This window comes from Streptosporangium nanhuense (genome assembly GCF_059358815.1).
In genome coordinates, this window is record NZ_JCADBG010000008.1 from 199,528 (window position 1) to 221,023 (window position 21,496).

23 protein-coding genes and 3 tRNA genes are annotated in these 21,496 nt (G+C 71.6%); 13 read left to right on the plus strand and 13 right to left on the minus strand.

Annotated elements, in window-relative coordinates; all coding sequences use genetic code 11:
- The first annotated feature begins 114 nt into the window (after window positions 1-114).
- Window positions 115-711, plus strand: coding sequence for an HD domain-containing protein (locus AC5L38_RS17770; protein ID WP_495243909.1), 597 nt, complete (start codon window positions 115-117; stop codon window positions 709-711).
- 102 nt (window positions 712-813) lie between these two features.
- Here AC5L38_RS17770 and AC5L38_RS17775 read toward each other — a convergent pair whose 3' ends face one another.
- From AC5L38_RS17775 to AC5L38_RS17805, 7 genes are all read right to left on the minus strand, one after another.
- Window positions 814-1,230, minus strand: coding sequence for an antibiotic biosynthesis monooxygenase family protein (locus AC5L38_RS17775; RefSeq protein ID WP_495244034.1), 417 nt, complete (start codon window positions 1,228-1,230; stop codon window positions 814-816).
- A gap of 106 nt (window positions 1,231-1,336) precedes the next feature.
- Window positions 1,337-1,921, minus strand: a complete 585-nt coding sequence (locus tag AC5L38_RS17780) for a hypothetical protein (RefSeq protein WP_495243910.1) — start codon at window positions 1,919-1,921, stop codon at window positions 1,337-1,339.
- Between the two features lie 5 nt (window positions 1,922-1,926).
- Window positions 1,927-2,757 (minus strand): DUF6286 domain-containing protein, encoded by an 831-nt coding sequence (locus tag AC5L38_RS17785; RefSeq protein WP_495243911.1) that lies wholly within the window; start codon window positions 2,755-2,757, stop codon window positions 1,927-1,929.
- Window positions 2,757-3,395 carry an Asp23/Gls24 family envelope stress response protein gene (locus AC5L38_RS17790; RefSeq protein ID WP_495243912.1) on the minus strand — a complete coding sequence of 213 codons (639 nt, stop codon included), beginning with the start codon at window positions 3,393-3,395 and terminating at the stop codon, window positions 2,757-2,759. Before AC5L38_RS17790 ends, AC5L38_RS17785 begins: the two co-directional genes overlap by 1 nt.
- Window positions 3,392-3,580 carry a hypothetical protein gene (locus AC5L38_RS17795; RefSeq protein WP_495244039.1) on the minus strand — a complete coding sequence of 63 codons (189 nt, stop codon included), beginning with the start codon at window positions 3,578-3,580 and terminating at the stop codon, window positions 3,392-3,394. Before AC5L38_RS17795 ends, AC5L38_RS17790 begins: the two co-directional genes overlap by 4 nt.
- Window positions 3,577-4,392, minus strand: a complete 816-nt coding sequence (locus AC5L38_RS17800; protein ID WP_495243913.1) for an Asp23/Gls24 family envelope stress response protein — start codon at window positions 4,390-4,392, stop codon at window positions 3,577-3,579. The genes AC5L38_RS17795 and AC5L38_RS17800 overlap by 4 nt, the downstream gene beginning before the upstream one ends.
- 62 nt (window positions 4,393-4,454) lie before the next feature.
- Window positions 4,455-4,949 carry an Asp23/Gls24 family envelope stress response protein gene (locus tag AC5L38_RS17805; RefSeq protein WP_495243914.1) on the minus strand — a complete coding sequence of 165 codons (495 nt, stop codon included), beginning with the start codon at window positions 4,947-4,949 and terminating at the stop codon, window positions 4,455-4,457.
- A gap of 235 nt (window positions 4,950-5,184) precedes the next feature.
- Here AC5L38_RS17805 and AC5L38_RS17810 point away from each other — a divergent pair, with 235 nt between their 5' ends.
- The gene (locus AC5L38_RS17810) at window positions 5,185-5,961 is read left to right on the plus strand and encodes a fumarylacetoacetate hydrolase family protein (RefSeq protein WP_495243915.1); all 777 of its coding nucleotides are present in this window, start codon (window positions 5,185-5,187) and stop codon (window positions 5,959-5,961) included.
- Window positions 5,962-5,989: 28 nt separating this feature from the next.
- Window positions 5,990-7,321: a glutamate--tRNA ligase gene (gene gltX, locus AC5L38_RS17815; RefSeq protein WP_495244035.1), complete on the plus strand. Its 1,332-nt coding sequence runs from the start codon at window positions 5,990-5,992 to the stop codon at window positions 7,319-7,321.
- A gap of 236 nt (window positions 7,322-7,557) precedes the next feature.
- On the opposite strand, the gene AC5L38_RS17820 is transcribed toward gltX, so the two are convergent.
- Entirely contained in the window at window positions 7,558-9,243 is a 1,686-nt protein-coding gene (locus tag AC5L38_RS17820) for a carboxylesterase/lipase family protein (RefSeq protein ID WP_495243916.1), read from the minus strand.
- Between the two features lie 136 nt (window positions 9,244-9,379).
- Window positions 9,380-11,359, minus strand: a complete 1,980-nt coding sequence (locus AC5L38_RS17825) for a M3 family metallopeptidase (protein WP_495243917.1) — start codon at window positions 11,357-11,359, stop codon at window positions 9,380-9,382.
- Between the two features lie 175 nt (window positions 11,360-11,534).
- On the opposite strand from AC5L38_RS17825, the gene AC5L38_RS17830 reads away from it, so the two are divergent.
- The 4 genes from AC5L38_RS17830 (at window position 11,535) to AC5L38_RS17845 (ending at window position 12,747) form a co-directional block, all read left to right on the plus strand.
- Window positions 11,535-11,606, plus strand: a tRNA-Gln gene (locus AC5L38_RS17830).
- Window positions 11,607-11,668: 62 nt separating this feature from the next.
- Window positions 11,669-11,744, plus strand: a tRNA-Glu gene (locus AC5L38_RS17835).
- A 13-nt stretch (window positions 11,745-11,757) separates the two neighbouring features.
- Window positions 11,758-11,830 (plus strand) — tRNA-Glu (locus AC5L38_RS17840).
- A 404-nt stretch (window positions 11,831-12,234) separates the two neighbouring features.
- Entirely contained in the window at window positions 12,235-12,747 is a 513-nt protein-coding gene (locus AC5L38_RS17845; protein ID WP_495243918.1) for a PaaI family thioesterase, read from the plus strand.
- A gap of 86 nt (window positions 12,748-12,833) precedes the next feature.
- Here the strand turns inward: AC5L38_RS17845 and AC5L38_RS17850 are convergent, their stop codons facing one another.
- On the minus strand, window positions 12,834-14,573 hold the full coding sequence (locus AC5L38_RS17850) for a hypothetical protein (RefSeq protein ID WP_495243919.1): 1,740 nt from the start codon (window positions 14,571-14,573) through the stop codon (window positions 12,834-12,836).
- A 212-nt stretch (window positions 14,574-14,785) separates the two neighbouring features.
- A complete protein-coding gene (locus tag AC5L38_RS17855) occupies window positions 14,786-15,502 on the minus strand; it encodes an IclR family transcriptional regulator (protein WP_329085241.1) in 717 nt (238 codons plus the stop codon).
- 70 nt (window positions 15,503-15,572) lie between these two features.
- Between AC5L38_RS17855 and leuC the strand changes: the two genes are divergently transcribed.
- The 4 genes from leuC to AC5L38_RS17875 all read left to right on the plus strand — a co-directional run bounded on the left by leuC (window position 15,573) and on the right by AC5L38_RS17875 (window position 18,245).
- Window positions 15,573-16,949 carry a 3-isopropylmalate dehydratase large subunit gene (gene leuC / locus AC5L38_RS17860; protein ID WP_495243920.1) on the plus strand — a complete coding sequence of 459 codons (1,377 nt, stop codon included), beginning with the start codon at window positions 15,573-15,575 and terminating at the stop codon, window positions 16,947-16,949.
- Window positions 16,950-16,961: 12 nt separating this feature from the next.
- The gene (gene leuD, locus AC5L38_RS17865) at window positions 16,962-17,549 is read left to right on the plus strand and encodes a 3-isopropylmalate dehydratase small subunit (RefSeq protein WP_495243921.1); all 588 of its coding nucleotides are present in this window, start codon (window positions 16,962-16,964) and stop codon (window positions 17,547-17,549) included.
- On the plus strand, window positions 17,528-17,782 hold the full coding sequence (locus tag AC5L38_RS17870) for an SCO5555 family protein (RefSeq protein ID WP_362867872.1): 255 nt from the start codon (window positions 17,528-17,530) through the stop codon (window positions 17,780-17,782). The genes leuD and AC5L38_RS17870 overlap by 22 nt, the downstream gene beginning before the upstream one ends.
- Before the next feature lie 163 nt (window positions 17,783-17,945).
- Window positions 17,946-18,245, plus strand: coding sequence for an HU family DNA-binding protein (locus AC5L38_RS17875; protein WP_329085236.1), 300 nt, complete (start codon window positions 17,946-17,948; stop codon window positions 18,243-18,245).
- 204 nt (window positions 18,246-18,449) lie between these two features.
- Here the strand turns inward: AC5L38_RS17875 and AC5L38_RS17880 are convergent, their stop codons facing one another.
- Entirely contained in the window at window positions 18,450-18,653 is a 204-nt protein-coding gene (locus tag AC5L38_RS17880) for a hypothetical protein (RefSeq protein ID WP_495243922.1), read from the minus strand.
- Window positions 18,654-18,768: 115 nt separating this feature from the next.
- Window positions 18,769-19,428, minus strand: a complete 660-nt coding sequence (cofC, locus tag AC5L38_RS17885; protein WP_495243923.1) for a 2-phospho-L-lactate guanylyltransferase — start codon at window positions 19,426-19,428, stop codon at window positions 18,769-18,771.
- A gap of 79 nt (window positions 19,429-19,507) precedes the next feature.
- Between cofC and AC5L38_RS17890 the strand changes: the two genes are divergently transcribed.
- Window positions 19,508-20,230, plus strand: a complete 723-nt coding sequence (locus tag AC5L38_RS17890; RefSeq protein ID WP_495243924.1) for a lysophospholipid acyltransferase family protein — start codon at window positions 19,508-19,510, stop codon at window positions 20,228-20,230.
- Window positions 20,231-20,480: 250 nt separating this feature from the next.
- Window positions 20,481-21,491, plus strand: a complete 1,011-nt coding sequence (locus tag AC5L38_RS17895; protein ID WP_495243925.1) for an NAD(P)H-dependent glycerol-3-phosphate dehydrogenase — start codon at window positions 20,481-20,483, stop codon at window positions 21,489-21,491.
- Window positions 21,492-21,496: the final 5 nt, after the last annotated feature.

Sequence of the window (21,496 nt, forward strand, 5' to 3'; positions counted from 1 at the left end):
CATCCCTCCCGCACGTCAACAGGTGCTCACCCGTCCCGCCCGTGGCGGGATTTCGTCGGTGGATGACCCTCCTGGCACTCGCGGGCGACGCCGCGTTTCGGCAGGCTGGACAGCATGAGACTCGCCGACATCGTCATCCCCGACACACCGGCCGCCCGAGGCGCGCTGGAGGTGGCGACCGCGTACTGCTCGCCCGCCCTGCTCAACCACTCCGTCCGCGCCTACCTGTTCGCGGCGGCCTACGGCGCGATGAACGGCATCGCCTTCGACGACGAGCTGCTGTACGTCGCGTCGATGATGCACGACATCGGCCTGGTCAAGGAGTTCGACAGCCACACCGTGCCGTTCGAGGAGGCGGGCGGCCACGTCGCGTGGGTCTTCGCCGCCGGGGCCGGGTGGCCCGTCGAGCGCCGCGTGCGCGCGTCGGAGATCGTCGTACGTCACATGTGGGACAAGGTCGACCCCGAGGAGGACCCCGAGGGTTACCTGCTCGAACTGTCCACCGCGCTCGACATCTCCGGGCGGCGGCCGGAGGACTTCCCTGCGGAACTCCGCGCCGAGGTGCTGCGGCACCACCCCCGGCTGGGGATCGGCCCGGAGTTCACCGCGTGCTTCGTCGACCAGGCCGAACGCAAGCCGGACAGCATAGCCGCCCGGTTCGTCCGTGCGGGGGCCGCCGAGCGCATCGCCGCCAACCCCCTGGACCGCTGAGGGCCCCGCGGGGTGCCCGGCTTTTGACGACCAAGAGCTCTCGCCGGGTGCCCGGCCCCTTGGGCCGTTGGGGCCTCCGCCGGGAGCCCGGCCGCTCGCCGGTCAGGCTCCCGGTGCGGGACCGGTGCTCTGGACGACCTCGAAGGACCACAGCTCGGCCCCGGTGGCGGCGGGCCCCTGCCCGTGGCCGTGTCCCTGGCCGTGTCCCTGAACAGGGCCCTGGGCAGAGCCCTGGGCGGGGCCGTCCTGCCCCTGGCCGTGCCCGTGGCCCTGGGCCGCGCTGTGGGGGTCGTCGTGCCCCTGTCCGCGCCCGGCCTCGGCGGCGGCCTGGGCGTGGCCCCGCTGGAAGGCCTGGCTCTCGGTCCAGCGCTTGAAGTCCTCCTCGGAGCGCCAGCGGGTGTAGACCAGGTAGCGGTCGGTGCCGTCCACGGGGCGGAGCAGCTCGAACCACTCGAACCCGTCCGCGGACTCGACGATCCCCGCACGGCTGGAGAAGCGGGCTTCCAGCTGCTCGCGCATCTCCTTGGACACCGTCAGCGCGTTTATCTTCACGACCGAAGGCACATCGTCTCCTCGAAGCGTTGGTTTCCCTGATCACTCTATGATCGGCGCTCCGTCACGTGGGTCAGGCGATGGTCCTCGGGCGGCGTGGCGCGTCCTCCAGGCTCACCCGGGCGACGGCGGGCATGCGCTCGGTCTCCAGGGCCTGGCGCATGTGCGGGATGACCACCCCGCCCAGCTGCTCGCGGACCGCGCTCATCGGCGCGTCCTCGGCGACCACGACCTTCATCCGCACGGCCGGGTGCCGGCTCGTGCCGATCATGTCGGCGGTGGCGTTGATGATCGCGGGGTGCGTGCCCGCCTCGGCGGCCGCCGCGCTGGTGACGCTGCCGGTGTCGACCTCGGTGACCCCGTCGGGGCCGCCGTCCAGGCGCATGCCGCCCAGCTTGCCGCGACGTCCCTGGGCCAGCAGCCAGCGCAGGCCGAGCAGCGCGAGCACGATGCCCGCCGCCGCGATCACCCACCACAGCCACGGGTCGTAGGTGGCGAACGGCTGGCGTACCGAACCGTCCACGAGAGGGCTGCGCGCGGGCGCCCGCTGCCGGAACGCCCCCGCGCCGCGCGCGATGGCCAGGGCGCTGAGGGCCATCAGCACCAGTCCCACGATCAGCAGCCCCAGCCGGTTGCCCCGGGCGGTCTTGTCGTCCATGGCACTCACTTCTCTCGCAGGGACACGCGGACGGGGTACTTCCCAACGGGGGAGAGCGCGGTGATCCGCAGGTTCACGGCCTCCCGTACGGCGTCGGCCAGCCCGCGGGTGTCCCGCATGCCGCTGTCGGCCGCGACGTGCACGGCCTTGCCCCGCAGCCGCACCCGGGCGTGCTCGATCCCCTGCACCTGCTCGGCCGCGTGGGCCAGCGACCGGGTGAAGCCCCGGCGCTGCATGCCGATGGCCAGGTCCTTGTCGCCCGTCCTCACCGGGATCAGCGTGGGCCGGCCGGGAACGAGCGAGAGCAGCACCAGAAGCAGGCCCAGCAACCCGATCAGGCCCGCGCCCGCCATCACCCGCGGGTCGTTCCACGGGGTGGAGGTCGCCCAGGACAGGATCCGGTCGTAGGGCACCAGGCGGAGCGGGCGGCCCAGCAGCGCGGAGATGACCTCCAGCGCGACGAGAAGGCCGAGCAGGGTCATCAGGGTGGCCGTGATCACCGAGGGAAGCACCCGGCGCGGGCGGAACGCCCTGACCGCCGCGCGGTCCGCGGAAGAGTCCTTCGCCACCGTGCCGTATATCGGCGGCGGGGAGGGCTCGGCCGTGCCGTACGCCGGCGCGGAGGGCTCCGTGCCGTACGCCGGCGGATAGGGCTCCGCCGTGCTGTACGCGGGAGCCGGTTCCGTGGTGCCGTACGCCGGTGGCGCGGCCGGTTCCGTCGTGCCGTGCATCGGCGCGGCCGGTTCCGGAGGCTCCACGCGGGGCGCGTTCGTCATCTCGCGGGTCGGTTCCGAGCTGGGGACCGGCTCCGCCGGGTCGGGTACCTGCCTGGCCATCATCGCTCCTCACGTAGCGGGACGACGTCCTCGGTGGGGTTGTCGGCGGGGTCACCGGCGGGCGTCGCGGCCCGGTCCCGGGCACCCGCGCCGGCCCGCTCCACGCCGCCCGCTGGGACTCCTCCGGCCGGTACGGCGTCCCCGGCCCGCGAGGCCCCGCGGCCGCCGTGATCGTCGTGGGCGGGGGTCACGTCGGTGACGAGGACGTCGATGTAGCCGACGTCCATGCCGGTGAGGACCATGACCCGTTCGGCGACGTGCCGCCTGACCTCCTCGGCCACCTCGCGGATCGGGGTCGGGTACTCCACCGTCACGTCCAGCCGGAGCGTCGCGAGCTCACCGTCGAGGGTGGCCCGGGTGCCACGGCGGAAGGACAGCGGCCCCCGCTCGCCGACCTCCCGTACCCGTGCCACCTCTCCGGCCGCGCGGGCCGCGATGCGTGACACCACCCGGTCGGATATGTCGGTCCTGCCGCGTCGCTCGGCCGGTACGGCCTGCCGTGACGGCTGGGCGGGGACGGCGGACCGCCCGGAGCGCCCGGTCTCCGCGGGGAGGGAACCCGCCTGCCGCGAGGGCGGGGGGTCCGGATCCCCGGCCGTCCCGGAGGACGCGGGACGGTGCTCGACGGGAGTGTTCATCGACGTTTCGCCGCCAGCCGGGACAGGTCGACCTCTCCGGTCTCCGCGAAGCGGCCGACGAGGAATCCGACGGCGCCCAGTACGAGCACCAGCAGGAACGCGCCGAGGCCGCCGAAGGCCGCCGCGAAGCCCAGAAGGACACCGACGATCGTGCCGACCACGGACCACACTGGGAAATTACTCATGACAAACCTCCGATATGAACGTTCACCGGCCGGTCGCCCGCCATCGGGACGACCGCCGCTCGCACTTCGTCGGCGATCTCCGGTAGCGGGCGCCCCAGCCTGACGACGATCGAGACCTCCACCTCGTCCTCGCGCAGCGCGACACCGGGCAACCGCTCGCCGGGCAGGTAGGTCGCCACGGTTCCGAACGGCCCGCCCGACAGATCCGCGACGTCGGGGCAGCGCAGCACGGCGTCGGCGATCCTGTGCGCGAGGCCGGCCTGCCCGAGGGCCGGGTCCTCCGGCCCGCGGGTGACGACGGCCGTCTCGCGTGCGGGTTCCGGCGCCGTCCGGGTCGCGGCGGCCGCCGCCCGGGCCGGGTCCCCCGGCTCGCGCGATGGTCTCGCCGCCTCCCCGCTCTCCCGGCCCGTCTCCTGGCCACGGCCCGCCTCCCGGCTCTGGCCGGCCGGTCCGCGAGCGGTGTCCGCCGGCCCGCGCGCGGGCGCGGCCTTCTGCCGGGGTACGGCGGCGGGCCTGCGGGACGGATCGTCCGGCCGGTGCGCGGGTATGGCCGTCGCCGGTGTCGGGACGGCGCTCCTGGCGGGTCCCCCCGGCCCGCGTCCGGCGGATTCTCCCGGTCCGCGTCCGGCCGGCTCTCCCGGTCCGCGCGCGGGCGCGGGCGTCTCGCCGCCGGGCCTCTCGTGCTGGGAGGGCGCGGCCGTCCCGCCGGGCCTCTCGTGCCGCCCGGGTCCGGCCGTTCCGCTGCCGGGCTCCCCGGGTCGAGCGGGACCGGCCGTCCCGGGGCCGGGATCCGCCGGTGCCGGGGGTGTCACGGTCTCGCGGGCCGGGTCCCTCGGCTCACGGCCCGGTCCGGCCGCACCGCCTGCCGGGCCCTTCACTGGACGCGAGGCCCCGACTCGGACGAGTCCTCCGACCTGTCCTTGTCCTGGCCGGGCATGTGGACGTCGGAGACCTTGATGTTGACCTCGGTGACCTCCAGCCCGGTCATGCGCTCGACCGCGGTGATCACGTTGCGGCGTACGGCGGCGGCCAGGTCGGGGATGGCGATCCCGTACTCGACGATCACTTCCAGGTCGGCGGCGGCCTGCCGTTCGCCCACCTCGACCGAGACTCCCTGGGTGGCGCTCTTGTCGGCGCCCACCATGCCGCGTACCGCGTCGAGAGCGCGTGCCGCGCCCGCGCCCATGTTGTATACGCCAGGGATCTCCCTGGCCGCGAGACCCGCGATCTTCGATACGACCCCGCTGTCGATGGTGGTGGTCCCCTTGGGAGTGACCAGGCCACCCTGGGATCCGGGACTGTCGGTGCGTGCCCGGGGCACCGTGGCCTCGTCGCCCTTGGGCCTGTTCACCGTGCTGGATTCGGTCACGTCCGTTCCTTCCCCCGTAGGAAGGCCTTCTGGCCTCCCCGATGCCTCTGAGGCCGTCATACCCCCCATAAGCACATAAATCAGGACATAGCTTTTCTTAGGGCAAACATGGCACTATCAATAAAATCGGATTTATCGACATTTTTAGTTACATATGGTGCAGAGGTTCCGGACGCCGGGCCGGGGAGGCGCGGGCACGGTCCGGCGGGACCCCGAGCGCGACTAGCCTTGTGGTGTGCGTATAGCGAGGTTCTCCACAGGAGACGGTGTCGGGTTCGGGGTGGTCGAGGGAGGCCCGGGGGAGGAGTTCATCTCCGGGATCTCCGGACACCCGTTCGGGCCGATCCAGTTCACCGGCGAGCGATACTCGCTCTCCCAGGTCAGGCTGGTCGCGCCCATGCTGCCCAGCAAGGTCGTCGCGATCGGCAAGAACTACGCCGACCACGCGAAGGAGATGGGCGGTGAGGTCCCCGACGAGCCGCTGGTCTTCCTCAAGCCGTCGACCTCGGTGATCGGCTCGGGTGAGGCCATCGCCTACCCGACGACGCTCTCCCAGCGGGTCGACTTCGAGGGAGAGCTCGCGGTGGTGATCGGCAGGCTCTGCCGCGAGGTGCCCCGCGAGCGGGCGCACGAGGTCATCTTCGGCTACACCTGCGCCAACGACGTCACGGCACGGGACCTGCAGAAGAAGGACGTCCAGTTCACCCGGGCCAAGGGCTTCGACACCTTCTGCCCGCTCGGCCCGTGGATCCAGACGGAGCTCGACCCGAGCGACGTCGGCATCGTCACGTCGGTGAACGGCGAGGTCAAGCAGGACTCGCGCACCTCCAAGCTCATGTACGACATCCCCGCGCTGATCGCCCACGTGAGCGCGGTCATGACCCTGATCCCCGGTGACGTCATCCTCACCGGGACCCCCGAGGGGGTCGGCCCGCTCAACATCGGCGACGAGGTCAGCGTCTTCATCGAAGGAATCGGCACTCTCAGCAACCGGGTGGTCTCCCGTGATTAGGGTTCGTTTCGCCCCCTCGCCGACCGGCATGTTCCATGTCGGCGGCGCCCGCTCCGCGCTGTTCAACTGGGCCCTGGCCGAGCAGGCCGGCGGAAGGTTCGTGCTGCGCATCGAGGACACCGACGCCGCGCGCAACCGGCCGGAGTGGACCGAGGGCATCCTCTCGGCGCTCGCCTGGATCGGCATCAACGGCGACAGCCCGATCTTCGAGGGCCCCCACTTCCAGTCCTCGTACGAGAAGCAGCACCGCGAGGCCGTGGCCGGGCTTGTCGCCGGCGGCCGGGCCTACCACTGCACGTGCACCCGCGACGAGGTCAAGGCGCGCACCGGCTCCGAGCACCAGGGCTACGACGGCTTCTGCCGCGACCGCGGCCTGACCGAGGGCGCGGTCCGCTTCCGTACCCCGGACGAGGGCGTCACGGTGGTCCAGGACCTGGTCCGCGGCACCGTCGAGTTCCCCAACAACGCGATGGAGGACTTCGTCGTCGCGCGCGGCGACGGCTCCCCGCTGTTCGTGCTGGCCAACGTCGTCGACGACGTCGAGATGCGGATCAGCCACGTGGTCAGGGCCGAGGAGCACCTGTCCAACACGCCCAAGCAGCAGCTGCTCTGGGAGGCGCTCGGCCTCACCCCGCCCACCTGGGCGCACGTGCCGGTGATCGTCAACGAGAAGCGCCAGAAGCTGTCCAAGCGCCGCGACAAGGTCGCCCTGGAGTCCTACCGCGACGAGGGCTACCTCGCCGAGGCGATGATCAACTACCTGATGCTGCTCGGCTGGGGCCCCGGCGACGACCGGGAGATCATGCCCTGGTCGGAGATGGTGCCGCTGTTCAAGCTGGAGAACGTCAACCCCTCCTCGGCGTTCTTCGACGAGAAGAAGCTCCGCGCGTTCAACGGCGAGTACATCAGGGCGCTGCCCCTGGAGGAGTTCGCCGCCCGCTGCGAGCCGTGGCTGGAGCCCGGCTGGGACCGCGCGACCTTCGCCAAGGTCGCCGAGCTCGCCCAGACCCGCATCGCGGTCCTGTCCGAGATCACGGCGAACGTCGACTTCCTCTTCCTGGACGAGCCCGTCTTCGACCAGGCGTCATGGGACAAGGCGATGAAGAACTCCGCGGCGGAGATCCTCACCGGCTACCTCGCCCGCCTGGAGACGGTCGACATGGACACCGAGTCGCTGAAGACCGCGCTGGAGGAGGTCGGCATCGAGCAGGGCCTCAAGCTCGGCAAGGCCCAGGCCCCCGTGCGCGTGGCCGTCACCGGCCGGACCGTGGGCCTGCCGCTGTTCGAGTCGATCGAGGTCCTCGGCCGCGAGCGCTCCATCGAGCGCCTCCGCGCCGCCCTCGCGAAGCTCCAGGCCTGACCGGACCCCACGGATCGGAGCCGGGCCCCGGTCCCGGGCTTACGTGAACGCTTCAAGGCCCGCCCCGGGCATTCGCCGGGGGCGGGCCTTCGCTTTCCGTCAACGGTCACCGGTCACGGGTGGTCACCGGCTGACCGCCGGTGGCCGGAGCCGCGGGAGAGATGCCGCGGGAGAGAGATCGGGAAGGGGCCCCGGAGGAACGCTCCCCTTCCGCGTCCTGACCGGCTCTCCGCGCCCTATTCGGGCTTCGCCGCTCGCGCGGCTCCCGTCCCCCGCGCGGCGAGCTCGTCCCAGAAGGCGAGGTTGTGGGCCGAGGCGCGGTCGAAGGGCTTGATACCGCCCCTCCCCGGGGACAGCTCCTGCACGTACGGCGTGCCGTCGGCGGGGCGCACGCGCTTCCAGGCGGGCAGGCCCGGCCGGTTCGGGTCGCCGGTGGCGGCGAACCTCGACCAGTAGTCGATCATCGTGTCCCCGAGCCGCCGCTGCGCGGGGGTGAGCGGTGCGGACTCCCAGCCGACCCCGAACAGGAACGACAGCTCGGAACCGTGCGCGGCGAGCGGCTTGACCCCGTAGTCCAGGGGGAAGAGCGGGGGCGCCGTACGGTCGGTGAACTCGTAGGAGTAGGTCGGCACGTGCCGGGCGAGCAGCAGGTCGGTGTCGCGCGCCTGCCAGGCCCAGTCCAGGTCGCTCATGATGGCCCCCAGCGCCTGGAGGGGCGGGCCGTCGTGGGTGCCCACCGGGTACCGGGCCAGGACCTCGGGCCCCGCGGCGCCGAACTCGCCGTTGACCTTGAGCTCGTACTCCTCCGCCGTGATCGGCTTCTGGGTGATCGCCGGAGCGAACAAGGTGCCCTCGTCCCGGGTGATGCCCGTCAGCACCGGCACCCGGTGGAAGCGGCCCTCCTGGAGCACCTTCGCCGGATCCTCGGGCAGCACCGCGTTGCCGTACCCCGGCAGCGGGAGGGGGTCGGGGGCGAGCAGCTCGGCCACCGGCTTGCCGTACAGGCAGGCGAGCGCGGCCTCCGGGTCGGTGCATCCCACCAGGGTGGCGAAATACTGCCCGTAGCCCTCGTGGGAGGCCCTGGGCAGCCACAGGGGCACCTTCAGGATCGGTGCCAGCGGGGTGCCCTCGAAGCTCCCCGCCTGGCACGGGCTGCTCTGGGCGATCGCCCGGTGGAACAGCCCCGCGGCCGAGGGTGAGGTGAGCTGCGCGCACACCGAGTGCGACCCCGCGGACTCGCCGGCCAGGGTGACGTTGCGCGGGTCGCCGCCGAACGCCGCCGCGTTGCGCCGCACCCAGCGCAGGGCCGCCTGCTGGTCCTCGATCCCGAAGGACCCGGAGTTCTCCAGCCCGGGATGGCCGAAGAACCCGAAGATCCCCAGCCGGTAGTTGACCGTGACCACCACGACGTCGCCCTGCCCGGCCAGCCTGCGGGCGTCGTAGTCGCTGCCCGCGCCCCTCGTCAATCCTCCGCCGTGCAGCCACACCACGACCGGCTTGAGACGGTTCTCGCTATTTCGCGTAGGAGTGGTCACGTTGAGGTAGAGGCAGTCCTCCGCCTCGCTCGCCGGCAGCCCCCAGTTGTCGGCGCGCTGCGCGCACCGGCTGCCGGGCGCGGTGGCCTCGCGTACCCCCTGCCACGGGGTGACGGCCTGCGGCGACCGCCAGCGCAGCTCCCCGACCGGGGGCGCGGCGTACGGGATGCCCTGGAAGAGCCGCTGACCGCCGGCCTCCGCGCCCCGCACCCACCCGGCGTCGGTACGGACCGTCGTCCCCTTCGCGGAGGAGGCGGAGGAGGTCGCGGCTCCTCGCGTGTCGTGCGCTTCCGACCCGGCCGCGGCCGGGTCGGCGGCTCCCAGTAACAGGGCTCCCGCCAGACCGGCGACAAGCGCGGCACTGATCCTGTTCCGTGGTGGTTTCATGACCTTTACGATGCCCGCCCGGCGCGTCGCGCGCACTGGCTTTGCGCCCCCCGCCGGGGTGTGGTTTCCCGCACCCCGGCGATGGACGAAGGGCCACGCGGGCAGGAGGCGCAGAGGACCCGGGGAACGCGGAGGACTAGGCCAGCAGGCCGCGGCGCTTCAGCAGGGGCTCGATGCGCGGGTCGCGCCCGCGGAAGTCGCGGAAGGCGTCCATCACGTCCCGCGAGCCGCCCACCGACAGCAGGGTGGAGCGGAAGTGGTCACCGTTCCCGCGCCCGAGCCCGCCGTTCTCCTCGAACCAGTCGACGCTCTCCGCGTCGAGCACCTCGCTCCAGATGTACGAGTAGTAGCCGGCGCTGTAGCCGCCCACCCCGCTGAAGAAGATGTGCGCGAAGTAGTTGGTCCGGTAGCGGGTGCGGACCAGGTCGAAGGCGATCCCCGCCCGCTCCAGGGCCGCGTTCTCGAACGCCTCGGCGTCCTCGACCGTCTCGCCCGCCGCCAGCTTGTGCCAGGACCAGTCGAGCAGCGCCGCCGCGAGGTACTCGACGGTGCCGAAGCCCTGGTTGAACTTCTCGGCGGCCCTCATCTTCTCCAGGAGCTCCGCGGGCACGGGCTCGCCGGTCTCGTGGTGCCTGGCGAAGTTGGCGAGGATCGACGGCCAGGTGGCCCACATCTCGTTGACCTGCGAGGGGTACTCCACGAAGTCGCGCGGCACCGCCGTGCCGGAGACCCGGGGGAAGCGCACGTCGGAGAACAGGCCGTGCAGGGCGTGGCCGAACTCGTGGAAGGCGGTGTTGACCTCGTCGAAGGTGAGCAGCGTCGGCCCCTCGGCGGGCTTGGTGATGTTGAGGTTGTTCATCACCACGGGCCGCTCGTCGAACAGGTGCGACTGGTCGACCAGGTTGTTCATCCAGGCGCCGCCGCGCTTGCTGGGCCGGGCGTACGCGTCGAACAGGAACAGCCCGAGCGGCGAGCCGTCGGCGTCGAACACCTCGAAGACCCGCACGTCCGGGTGGTACCCCTCCAGGTCGTCCCGCTCGGAGAAGGTGACCCCGTACAGCTCGCCCGCCGCGTGGAAGACCCCGTCGCGCAGCACCCGGTCCAGCTCGAAGTACGGGCGCAGGTCGGCGCCGTCGAAGTCGTAGCGGGCCTTGCGCACCCGCTCCGCGTAGAAGGACCAGTCCCACGGCTCGATGGGGAAACCGGCCTCCTCGCTCAGCGCCTCGGCCTCCCGGCGGGCGTTGGCCATCGCCGGGCCCACCAGCTTGCCGAGCATCTCCTCGACGGCGTCGGTGGTCTTGGCCGTCTGGTCGGCGACGGAGTAGGCGGCGTGGCTGGGGTAGCCGAGCAGTGCCGCCCGCTCGGCGCGCAGCGTCGCCATCCTGGCCGCCAGCTCGAAGTTCTCCGGCGCCCGGCCCGTGGACAGCTCGTACAGCCTCCTGCGGGTCTCCCTGTCGGTCAGCTCCGCCAGGGCGGGCTGGTTGGTGTGGTTGAACAGCGCCAGGACGTAGGAGCCGTCCTTCTCGATCGCCTTGATCGTGCTCTCGGCGAGCCCGTCCAGCAGCCTGACGTCCTCGACGACCAGCGCGGAGGCCGTGGAGGCCGCCAGCAGATTCTGGGAGAAGGTGGTGGAGAGCTTGGTCAGCTCCTCGTTGAGCTCCCTGAGACGCTCCTGGTCGGTCTCCGACAGGTCGGCCCCGGCCCTGACGAAGTCGACGCGGTACTTCTCCAGCAGCCACGCCTCCTCGGCGTCGTCGGTGGTCACCTGCTTGATCCGGGCGTACAGGGCGCGGTCCAGGCGGATGGAGTCGGCGTGCTGGGTCAGCCTGGGCGAGACCTGGGTCTCGATCTCCCGGATGCCGTCGGTCGAGTCGGAGGCGGAGATGGTGGAGAAGACGGTCACGGTTCGCTTGAGAATCTGTCCCGAGCGCTCCAGGGCCTCGATCGTGTTGGCGAACGTCGCGGGCTCCGGGTCGTTGGTGATCTCCCGCACCTCACGCAGCTGGTCGGCCATGCCCCGCTCGAAGGCGGGAAGATAGTGCTCCTCCCTGACCTGGGCGAACGGCGGCAGCCCGTAGGGCAGCTCGCTGGGGGTGAAGAACGGGTTGTCGATCAAGGTGGGAACTCCTCACATGCGGCTGGATCTCTCCAGCAGCGTTACACAGTGGACCTTCGTGGCGGCAGCCGGGTGATACCGCGATTCGGCCTCCAGCAATCGTTTTGGTCTTGACCCCCAACCTGGGCTATTCTTTCGGAGTCGCCAGCGAGTCCCGCAAGGGGGTCCAGCGCGGTGGGGTATGGTGTAATTGGCAACACGGCTGATTCTGGTTCAGTTGTTCTAGGTTCGAGTCCTGGTACCCCAGCTGCATCTTCTCTGGAAGATGCCGCAGATTCGGTCCCCTCCGGATCTGCTGACAGTGTGTAGGGTCCCGTCGTCTAGTGGCCTAGGACGCCGCCCTCTCAAGGCGGTAGCGCCGGTTCGAATCCGGTCGGGACTACCACTGTCTCTCGCAAGGCTCCGTCGTCTAGTGGCCTAGGACGCCGCCCTCTCAAGGCGGTAGCGCCGGTTCGAATCCGGTCGGGGCTACATCGTGAACCCCGGAAGCGGTCGCTTCCGGGGTTTTCGCATTTCCGGGTTCCAGGGAATTCCCGCGCTTCCGTTCCAGATCGTTCCCAGCCGTTCCCGGCTGTTCCCGGTTTTTTCCGGCCGTTCCCGGTGTTCCCGGTGTTCCCGATGTTTCCGCCCTCGCGTTTCGGCGCGGATCACGCTCCGCGCCCGGACGGATTCCGGGGCGTGGATCGGGCTCTCCGCCCGGACGGATCCTGGACCGCGGACCGTGTTCCCCGCCAGGCGGGCCCCTGGCCGCGAACCGTGTTCCTCTCCGGGCGGACCTCCCGGTGCGGTCCCCCTCCCCGGCGGGCGGGTCCATCCAATACCCTGCTGAGTACGTAATCCGTACTCAGGTCATGTCCCTCACGATGGTGGAGCCCATGTCGACGACGCCCCAGACCCAGCCGACGACCTCGCGGACCCACTCCTGGGCGCCGCCCGTGGTCCCAGCCGACGTGGCGGAACTGTCGGGCCTTGAGTTCCTGGAGCGGCTGGTCGACGGCCGCATCCCGCCGCCGCCGATCGCGAGCACGCTCGGCTTCCGGATAACCCACGTCGAGCGCGGCCTGGCGGTCTTCGTGGGGGAGACCGGCGAACACCTCTACAACCCGCTAGGAAGCGTGCACGGCGGCTATCTCGCCACCCTGCTCGACTCGGCCCTCGGGTGCGCGGTCATGACGGAGCTGCCGGCCGGCACGGCGTACACGACCGTCCAGCTCGGGGTGAACATGGTGCGGCCGGTCCACGCGAGCACCGGGCCGCTGCGCTGCGAGGCCAGGACCCTGCACGTCGGCCGGACCGTCGCCACCTCGGAGGCGCGGGTCGTGGGCGAGGGCGACGGCAAGCTGTACGCCCACGCCACCACGACCTGCGCGGTCTTCCCGATGCGCTGATCCCGGCTCCGGCCGCCTTCCACCCCGGCGGGGCCGGGCCCCGCCCCGGAGCCGGTCGGCCCGGACCCCGGAGCGGGACCGGAAGGCTAGTTCTGCCCCGAGCGGGCCTTGAACAGGGCCCGCTTGGCGGCCTTGCCCACCTGCTTGTCGGGGTGGGACTTGCCGATCGCCTCCAGCAGCTCCTCGAGGTGCGGGTGCGGCACCTTCCAGATCACTTCGAGCAGGCTGACCAGATTCGGCACGTTGCCGATGTCGTCGAGGCTGCTGACGAACTCCGGGCGGCCGAGACCGGCGGAGATGGTCAGCATGTCGAGGATCAGCCAGTGGGTGTCGGCCTGGGTGGGCGGGGGAGCGTCCTCGACGCCCAGCTGTGCCAGGTGGGTGGCCGCGTACGGGCGCAGGGACGGCTCGTCGAGGGCCTCCCGCCACGCGGGCACGGCCACGTCGCCGAGAGAGCCGACCATGCTGGCCGCCTGGACCCGGATCAGCGCGTCCGCGTCGTCCTCGGCGGCGGCCTCCAGCAGGTCCCTGGCGGCCTGCTCGGGGGCGCGCAGCTCCATCCAGGCCGCGAACTCGGCGTCCGCCTCCTCCTCGGGAAGCTCGGCGCCGAAGGAGAGCAGGTCGAGGGCCGTCATCGCGTCGATGGCGGGCCGGGCGTCCAGCTCGATGTCGGCCTCGTCCACGAGGTGGACCACGCCCTCCATGCCGAGCGGCGTCAGCCGCACCTGGTCGTGCTCCACCTCGACCATGCCGTATCCGGCCAGCCAGTCGAGCACGGGGTTGAGCGGGTCGCCGTACTGCGCGGTGGCGGCGGCCCAGGCCTCGGCGCCCAGGTCGTCGTACTCGGCGGCGGCCTCGGCCAGCTCGGCGCGCAGCTCGGCCAGCGGCTTCGAGCCCGTCGCCACCAGCACCCGGACCAGCAGCGCCCTGGTCAGCCCGGACAGGGCGATCGTGGCCTCCTCGTCCTCCAGCTCGGGGTCGCCGTAGTCGATGGAGTGCAGGCCCGCCATCCACGCGTCGAGGGCGTCGTCGTCCTCCTCGAAGGGCCACTCCGCGGTGTCGGCGTCGACGCTGACGGTGTCCTCCCCCTCGGGCTGGAGGAAGTCGAGGTCGATCGCGAGGTTCCAGATGTTCCAGAGGGCGGGGACGGAGTCGGCCAGCGACGCGCCCTCCTTCTCGGGGACCGGGAACCCCAGGACCCCCAGGGCCTCGACGATCTCGGTGTCGTCGAGCAGGCTCGTCTCGCCCACGCGGCGCTCGGACCCGACCCAGACCGCGAGGTCGCGGGCCTTGGCGATCAGGGGCGCCGCGCGGGTGGCCGCGGCCAGCTCGCTGTCCGGGCGGAGGCGGATCGTCGGCAGCTCGGAGAGCTCGTCGGCGAACGGCTCGAAGTCGCCGAGCCCCTCGGACTCCTCCTCGTCGTACTCCTCGTCCTCGTCGTCCTCGACGACGAGGTCCTCCATGGCGTCGACGAAGTCGTCCTCGAGGCGGTCGAGCTCGGCGAGCAGGTCGCCCAGCGAGGCGGAGCCCTTGGCCAGCCGGTCGGACTCCGACAGGAAGGTCAGGTAGGCGCGGATCGCGGGCACCATGCCGTCGGCGGCGGCGTCGGGGTCCTCGACGACCTGTGGCATCCGATCGAGGAGCACCGTGCGCAGGTCGGACTGCTTCCACCGGCCGACGTCGTCGGAGGCGATCAGACGGTGCCACAGGGCGACAGAGCCGACCAGGTTGGAATCGCTGCCGGGTGCGTTCTCACGCGCCCAGAGGATGAAGTTTTGGAGCAGGGGACGCAGTTCAGCCGCGGCTGCCTCGATGCGATCTGTCACCTTCCCAGCCTAGGGGGCCGCAGGGGTGCTCGCCTCCCCATATCGCCCTCCGGTCGGCCGGTGTCAACCGGCGCGAGGTGTCCGCTCGTCACCGGCCGGACGCCGGCCGGCCCCGGACCGGCTCCCGGCCGGCCCCGGCCGCACCTGGTGGGCCCCCCGGTCGGCTCCAGGTGGCCCTGGCAGGACCCCGGGCGCCCCCGGCCGGCCGGATCTCAGTTGGCGCGGCGCATCGATTCGGTGATCCGTTCGGCGGCGGTGACCACGGGGGCGGCGTGGAGGCGGCCGGGGGTGCGGGTCAGGCGCTCGATCGGGCCGGAGACCGACACCGCGGCCACCACCTTGCCGCCCGCGCCCCTGATCGGCGCCGAGACGCTGGCCACGCCCTGCTCGCGCTCGCCGACGCTGTGCGCCCAGCCCCTGCGCCGTACGCTCGCCAGGGTGGCGGCGGTGAACTTGGCCCCGCGCAGGCCCCGGTGCAGGCGGTCGGGCTCCTCCCAGGCGAGCAGGATCTGCGCCGCGGAACCGGCGAGCATCGGCAGCGCCGAGCCGACCGGCACGGTGTCGCGCAGCCCGCTGGCGCGCTCGGCGGCGGCCACGCAGACCCGCTCGTCACCCTGGCGGCGGTAGAGCTGGGCGCTCTCCCCGGTCAGGTCCCTGAGCTGGGTGAGGACCGGGGAGGCGACGGCCAGCAGCCGGTCCTCGCCGGCGGCCGTGGACAACTCGGACAGGCGTGGACCCAGCACGAACCGGCCCTGTGTGTCGCGGGAGACGATCCGGTGATGCTCCAGCGCGACGGCCAGCCGGTGGGCGGTGGGCCGTGCCAGGCCGGTGGCCTGAACGAGCTGCGCGAGGGACGCCGGACCTGCTTCGAGGGCATTGAGCACGAGGACGGCCTTGTCGAGTACGCCGACTCCGCTAGAGTTGTCCATACACCGATACTGCCGTCTCGACATATGAGAAAGCAAGTGGGAGTGGGACAGCCGATCGCAAGGAGGCGACATGGGCCGCACACTCGCGGAGAAGGTATGGGAGCAGCACGTCGTGCGACGCGCTGAAGGAGAGCCCGACCTGCTCTACATCGACCTGCACCTCATTCACGAGGTCACGAGCCCGCAGGCGTTCGACGGCCTGCGCCTGGCCGGTCGCCCGATCCGGCGCCCCGAGCTCACCATCGCCACCGAGGACCACAACGTCCCGACCGTACGCGGTCCCATCGACGACCCGGTGTCGCGGGTGCAGGTCGAGACGCTGCGCAAGAACTGCGCGGAGTTCGGTGTCCGGCTCCACCCGATGGGCGACGCGGGGCAGGGCGTGGTCCACATCATCGGGCCGCAGTTCGGCCTGACCCAGCCCGGCATGACGATCGTGTGTGGTGATTCTCACACCTCCACCCACGGCGCCTTCGGCGGCATCGCGTTCGGCATCGGCACCTCGGAGGTCGAGCACGTGCTGGCCACCCAGACGCTGCCCGCCTACCGGCCGAAGACGATGGCCATCGAGGTCTCCGGCGAGCTGCCGCCCGGCGTCACGGCCAAGGACCTGATCCTGGCGATCATCGCCAAGATCGGCACCGGCGGCGGCCAGGGCTACATCGTCGAGTACCGGGGCGAGGCCGTCCGCAAGCTCTCCATGGAGGGCCGGATGACCATCTGCAACATGTCCATCGAGGCGGGCGCCCGCGCGGGCATGATCGCTCCGGACGAGACCACCTTCGAGTACCTCAAGGGCCGCCCCCACGCGCCGACCGGCGCCGACTGGGACGCCGCGGTCACGTACTGGAAGTCGCTGGTGACCGACGAGGACGCCGTCTTCGACACGGTCGTGGAGATCGACGCCGCGACGCTGACCCCGTTCGTCACCTGGGGCACCAACCCCGGCCAGGGCGCCCCGCTGGGGACGGCCGTGCCGCGCCCCGAGGACACCGACGACCCGGCCGCCGCCGCCCGCGCCCTGGAGTACATGGGCCTGACCGCGGGCACCCCGCTCCGCGAGGTCCAGGTCGACACGGTCTTCGTGGGCTCCTGCACCAACGGGCGCCTGGAGGACCTGCGCGCCGTGGCCGACGTGCTGCGCGGGCGCCAGGTCGTCACGCGCACGCTGATCGTGCCCGGCTCGATGCTGGTCAAGCTCCAGGCCGAGCAGGAGGGCCTGCACGAGGTGTTCAAGGACGCGGGCGCCGAATGGCGCGAGGCCGGCTGTTCCATGTGCCTGGGCATGAACCCCGACACCCTCGCCCCCGGCGAGCGCAGCGCCTCGACCTCCAACCGCAACTTCGAGGGACGCCAGGGCAAGGGCGGCCGTACGCACCTCGTGTCCCCGCAGGTCGCCGCCGCGACCGCCGTCACCGGCAAACTCACCGCGCCCGCCGACCTGTAAGGAGTCCCCGCGATGGAAGCGTTCGTCACCCACACCGGCCGGGCCGTGCCGCTGCGCCGCAGCAACGTCGACACCGACCAGATCATCCCCGCCGTCTGGCTCAAGCAGGTCAGCCGGACCGGTTTCGAGAAGGGGCTGTTCTCCGCCTGGCGCGAGGACCCCGGCTTCGTCCTGAACAACCCCGCCCACGAGGGCGCCACGATCCTGCTCGCCGGACCCGACTTCGGCACCGGTTCCTCCCGCGAGCACGCGGTCTGGGCCCTGCAGCAGTACGGCTTCCGCGTCGTGATCGCGGCCCGCTTCGGGGACATCTTCCGTAATAACTCCACCAAGATGGGACTGCTCCCGGTCGTCCTGCCGGGCGAGACCGTCGAGGCCCTGCAGAGCGCGGTGGAGGCGGACCCCACCCTGGAGATCACCGTTGACCTGGGAGAACGCCAGGTCCGCTGGGGCGGCGAGGCCGTCGCCTTCGAGATCGACGACTACACGCGCTGGCGGCTCACGGAGGGCCTGGACGACATCGGGCTGACCCTGCGCAACGCCGACGCCATAGGGGCATACGAGAATGGTCGGCAGCCATGGCTGCCGACGACCGTCTGACGAGTTCAGAACACGAGCTGGCGTGGCGGTTGCGCGAGGCGCACCGCCGCGTCCGGTCCCTGCCCGTCCCCGCCGAGGAGAGAAAACGTCTCGCCCGGCGTCTGGTGGCCATCTGCGATATGGCCAAACGCGACCTCGAACACGCCGCCGGGCGTCTTGATTTGTTCCTTCTCAGTATTGATGTCGTGGTTTCAGATACGCCAAGCACTGGAAACATTGCGGAAGGTGATTGAGTCATACGGCTCCGTCCCCTAATTTCAAGCGGGCAAGGGGTTTCTCATCGTGATCGTTGATGAGAGATCTGTGATGAGACCCCTCGCCGTGACAAATCGGGTGAGACGGGTTTTCTGCCTCGTGACCCACTCCCGGACATCGGTAAGCAGGGGGAGCAACCTTATGAACAAAAAGGAACTCGTCGACGCCATCGCGGATCGGGTGGGCGACAAGAAGACGGCCACCGAGGCCGTGAACGCGGTGCTCGACGCCATCCAGACCGCCGTCGCGAATGGCGACAAGGTCTCGATCACGGGGTTCGGCGCTTTCGAGATGGTGCACAAGCCGGCCCGCACCGCCCGCAACCCTTCGACAGGTGCAGAGATTCGCGTCGCCGAGAGCTGGGGGCCGAAGTTCCGGCCGGGCTCCGACTTCAAGGAACTCGTCAACACCGGCGGCAAGAAGGCGTCGAAGAAGAGGTAGGCCTCGGGCACAGACGCCCGGACTCCCGCGACGGGAGGCCGGGCGTCCGGCTTTCCCGGGGTCCTCGCCCGGCGAGGACGCTCGCCCGCGGATTTCTCCGGGATCGTGCCGGGGCCGCTCGCCGGACCGTCCGTCCGGGATCGTCTGTCCGGAACCGTCCGGCCAGGGCTGTCCGACCAGGGCCGTCCGTCCGCCCGGGGCCGCCTATCCGGGAACGGGGAAGGTCGAGAGGGTGACGTAGGTGACGTCGTCGCCGTTCATGACGATGTTGACGCGCTGGCCCGATCTGAGCAGCCGCAGCGGCCCCGCGTCGAACGCCGCCGCGCCGAACGGGATCTCGGTCCCGTCGTCCAGGAAGACCGACCCCGACCGGGTCGCCGGGTCGAAGTTCCGCACCGTCGCCTGCACCCGCCCAGCCTAACCCTCGCCCGGCCGCCCGTCCCCCGCCCGCGGCCCCCGCCTCGTTCGCGGTTCCGGCCCCGCCCGCCGTCCCGTCCTCCGGGCCTCGCGCTCCGCCCGGGCCCTACCCGCCCTCCGGCCCCGGCGCCGAGATCCGCCTCGCCGTCGCCAGCGTGCGGGGGCCGACGCCGAGGGTCAGCGCCACGCGCAGGTCGTCCGGGGTGTCCACGTCGAGACGGACCGACTCCACCCCGTCCACGAAGAGCTCCTTGGCGCCACGCCGCAGGTGCCGGTCCCGCGACTCGCCGCCGAACCCCGGCGTGAACGGCACCCCCGGCCGTACGCCGTAGAAGGTCGTGCCGATCTCGGCGGCGTCGGGCAGGAACATCTGGCCGAACTCCGCGGCGGCGGCCAGCACGCGGGCCAGCTCCGCGGGGCGGAGGGCGGGGAGGTCGGCCTGGAGGGCGCCGACGGGGTCGGCGGGCGCCAGCCGTACCGCTTCGAGGGCGCCGTGCCGCAGGGCGGCGTTCAGCCCCCGCTCCGGGTCGCCGACCACGTGCGCGCCGACCTCGCCGAGCGCCTTCGCGGCCACCGGGTCGCCCGTCACCACGACCACCCGCGCGACGAGCGCGCAGCTCAGCGCCGCCTCGACGGTGTCGCAGGCGATCGCCACGGCCAGCGCGGCCCGGTGCGGGCCCGCCGCGGCCGACAGGCGGGTCTTGGCGGCGACCAGCGTCTTGACCGGGACGACGAGGGTCCAGCCGGAGCTATCCGAAGCAGACATAGCCTTAAGCATCCCGCCTCGACATCCCCGGGAGCCAACCGGGAGACTTGGGACGCATACCGCTCATATGGAGGAGCCCATGAGACGCCCCGGATGGCCTTCGCGATTCTGGGTGGCCTTCGCCGTCGTGATCGTCAAGCCGATCTCGTGGCTCCTGGTCAAGAAGGACTGGCGGCGCAGCGACCGTCTTCCCAGGACCGGCGGGATCATCATGGTGACCAACCACCTGTCGTGGCTGGACCCCATCCTCGTCGCGCACTTCCTCTACAACCACGGCCGCTGGCCGGTGATCCTCGCCAAGTCGAGTCTCTTCTCGGTGCCGCTGGTCGGCCCCCTGGTGAGAGCGCTGCAGGCCATCCCGGTCTACCGGGGGAGCGCCGACGCGGCGCGCTCGCTGGAGGAGTCGCGGCGGCGGCTCGCAGCCGGGGCGTGCGTGATGTTCTACCCGGAGGGCACCTGCACCCGCGACCCGGACTTCTGGCCGATGGAGGGCAAGACCGGCGCGGCCAGGCTCGCGCTGGCCACCGGCGCGACGGTGATCCCCGTCGCCCACTGGGGAGCCCAGGAGATCCTGCCGTACGGCGCCAAGAGGCCCCGCCTGCTGCCGCGCAAGACCTTCCGCGTGCAGACGGGACCGCCGGTCGACCTGTCGAAGTACGCGGGGCACGAGGGAGAGCCCGCCTCCGCCGACGTCCTGCGCGAGGCGACCGCCGACATCATGGCGGCGATCACGGCCCAGCTGGCCGAGATCCGCGGGGAGAAGGCGCCCGGGACGCCGTTCAAGCGACCGTCCGACAACTGACTTCGGCGTACGGTGTTGACATCCTCCCCTCCCCGAAGGGAGGGGGTTCCCACGGTCGCCCGTGAGAGTTCCTGATTCACCGCCGGTCGCCCGCCAGGAGAAATCCCTTGAGGTTCCACACCAGTTCCACAGGCGTCCCGCCCCTCCGCCGGCCAGGTGGCGGGGGCGTCGCCGTCACCACCGGAGGCGGCGCCGCGCCGCGTTCCCTCCCCAGCCCCCGGGCAGGGGTCCCCACGTCCGAGGAGAACCGATGACCAAGGCGGCCGTGTTCGGCACGGGCTCGTGGGGGACGACCTTCGGCATGATCCTCGCCGGGGCGGGCACCCGGACGACGCTGTGGGGACGCAAGCCTGAGATCGTCGAGGCGATCGACCGGCGGCACGAGAACCCCGACTACCTGCCGGGCGCGGTGCTGCCCGAGACGCTGCGCGCCACCACCGACCCCGCCGAGGCCCTCGAGGGCGCCGACTTCGTGGTGCTCGCGGTGCCCTCCCAGACCCTGAGGGAGAACCTGACCCGCTGGAAGCCGCACCTGCCGCCCGAGGCGGTGCTGGTCAGCCTGATGAAGGGCATCGAGCTGGGCACCACCAAGCGGATGAGCGAGGTGATCTGCGAGGTCGCCGAGGTGCCCCAGGAGCGGGTCGCGGTGGTGTCGGGCCCCAACCTGGCCGGCGAGATCGTCCGGGGCCAGCCGGCCGCCACCGTGGTCGCCTGCACCGACGAGCGGGCGATGGAGCGTCTCCAGGCGGCCTGCTACCTGCCGCCCTGGTTCCGCCCGTACACCAACCCCGACGTCATCGGGGTCGAGCTCGGCGGGGCCGTCAAGAACGTGATCGCCCTGGCCGTCGGCATCTCGGCGGGGATGGGGCTCGGCGACAACGTCGGGGCGATGCTGATGACGCGCGGGCTGGCCGAGATCTCCCGGCTGGGGACGGTGCTCGGCGCGGACCCGCACACCTTCGCGGGGCTCGCGGGTATGGGCGATCTTGTAGCGACCTGTGTCTCCCCATTGTCCCGGAACCGTACTTTCGGGGAGAATCTCGGGCGAGGTATGACGCTTGACGAGGTCATCGCCGCGACGAAACAGACCGCCGAGGGGGTCAAATCCTGCGAGTCGGTGCTCGAACTGGCCAGAAAGCACGACGTGGAGATGCCGATCACCGAGGTGGTGGTCGCCGTCGTCCACGACGCGATGCCCCCCAGCGAGGCCGGGGTGCTCCTGATGTCGCGGACCCCCAAGCCGGAACGGTACGGCCTGTGAACGGA

Excerpts from the sequence above, each read along its gene's own strand:
- AC5L38_RS17820 (WP_495243916.1), bottom strand. The coding sequence starts at position 9,243 with ATGAAACCACCACGGAACAGGATCAGTGCCGCGCTTGTCGCCGGTCTG.
- AC5L38_RS17890 (WP_495243924.1), top strand. The coding sequence starts at position 19,508 with ATGAGACGCCCCGGATGGCCTTCGCGATTCTGGGTGGCCTTCGCCGTC.
- AC5L38_RS17875 (WP_329085236.1), top strand. The coding sequence starts at position 17,946 with ATGAACAAAAAGGAACTCGTCGACGCCATCGCGGATCGGGTGGGCGAC.
- AC5L38_RS17845 (WP_495243918.1), top strand. The coding sequence starts at position 12,235 with ATGTCGACGACGCCCCAGACCCAGCCGACGACCTCGCGGACCCACTCC.
- AC5L38_RS17780 (WP_495243910.1), bottom strand. The coding sequence starts at position 1,921 with ATGGACGACAAGACCGCCCGGGGCAACCGGCTGGGGCTGCTGATCGTG.
- gltX (WP_495244035.1), top strand. The coding sequence starts at position 5,990 with ATGTTCCATGTCGGCGGCGCCCGCTCCGCGCTGTTCAACTGGGCCCTG.
- AC5L38_RS17785 (WP_495243911.1), bottom strand. The coding sequence starts at position 2,757 with ATGGCCAGGCAGGTACCCGACCCGGCGGAGCCGGTCCCCAGCTCGGAA.
- AC5L38_RS17795 (WP_495244039.1), bottom strand. The coding sequence starts at position 3,580 with ATGAGTAATTTCCCAGTGTGGTCCGTGGTCGGCACGATCGTCGGTGTC.
- AC5L38_RS17870 (WP_362867872.1), top strand. The coding sequence starts at position 17,528 with ATGGCTGCCGACGACCGTCTGACGAGTTCAGAACACGAGCTGGCGTGG.
- AC5L38_RS17770 (WP_495243909.1), top strand. The coding sequence starts at position 115 with ATGAGACTCGCCGACATCGTCATCCCCGACACACCGGCCGCCCGAGGC.
- AC5L38_RS17775 (WP_495244034.1), bottom strand. The coding sequence starts at position 1,230 with ATGCGCGAGCAGCTGGAAGCCCGCTTCTCCAGCCGTGCGGGGATCGTC.
- AC5L38_RS17895 (WP_495243925.1), top strand. The coding sequence starts at position 20,481 with ATGACCAAGGCGGCCGTGTTCGGCACGGGCTCGTGGGGGACGACCTTC.
- leuC (WP_495243920.1), top strand. The coding sequence starts at position 15,573 with ATGGGCCGCACACTCGCGGAGAAGGTATGGGAGCAGCACGTCGTGCGA.
- leuD (WP_495243921.1), top strand. The coding sequence starts at position 16,962 with ATGGAAGCGTTCGTCACCCACACCGGCCGGGCCGTGCCGCTGCGCCGC.
- AC5L38_RS17790 (WP_495243912.1), bottom strand. The coding sequence starts at position 3,395 with ATGAACACTCCCGTCGAGCACCGTCCCGCGTCCTCCGGGACGGCCGGG.
- AC5L38_RS17855 (WP_329085241.1), bottom strand. The coding sequence starts at position 15,502 with ATGGACAACTCTAGCGGAGTCGGCGTACTCGACAAGGCCGTCCTCGTG.
- cofC (WP_495243923.1), bottom strand. The coding sequence starts at position 19,428 with ATGTCTGCTTCGGATAGCTCCGGCTGGACCCTCGTCGTCCCGGTCAAG.